General features: G+C 35.8%; 1 protein-coding gene. It reads left to right on the top strand.

Annotation, left to right across the window (positions count from 1 at the left end; genetic code table 11):
- A partial coding sequence (locus tag D7X12_RS41805; protein ID WP_439329428.1) for a cbb3-type cytochrome c oxidase subunit I occupies positions 1–548 on the top strand: 548 nt, incomplete at both ends.

The raw sequence follows: 548 nt of genomic DNA, 5'->3' as shown, positions 1-548 counted from the left end.
CATTAATGAATTTTCCATGGGATCAATTACTAGTTAAAGGTAACTGGATGATTACAATGGCACAAATTGGTGCCCCATTCTTAGTTATTGGTTTAATCGCAGTAATTACTTACTTTAAATTATGGAAATATCTTTACAAAGAATGGTTCACATCTGTAGACCATAAGAAAATCGGTATTATGTATTTAATCTGTGCCGTATTAATGTTCGTCCGTGGTGGTATTGATGCGTTACTTATTCGTGCGCAATTAACAGTACCTGATAACAAATTTTTAGAATCTAACCACTATAACGAAATTTTTAGTACACATGGTGTAATCATGATTATCTTCATGGCAATGCCATTTATCTTTGGTTTATGGAATATCGTTGTTCCATTACAAATTGGAGCACGTGATGTTGCATTCCCAGTATTAAACAACGTAAGTTTCTGGCTATTCTTTGCAGGTATGATTTTATTCAACCTGTCATTTATTATTGGTGGTTCACCAGCAGCTGGTTGGACAAACTATGCGCCACTAGCAGGTGAATTCAGTCCTGGTCCGGGT

This window comes from Corallococcus sicarius (assembly GCF_003611735.1).
Taxonomy (GTDB): Bacteria; Myxococcota; Myxococcia; order Myxococcales; family Myxococcaceae; genus Corallococcus; species Corallococcus sicarius.
The sequence above is the reverse complement of the archived record's forward strand: the minus strand, read 5'-3'. Positions and strand labels throughout refer to the sequence as shown.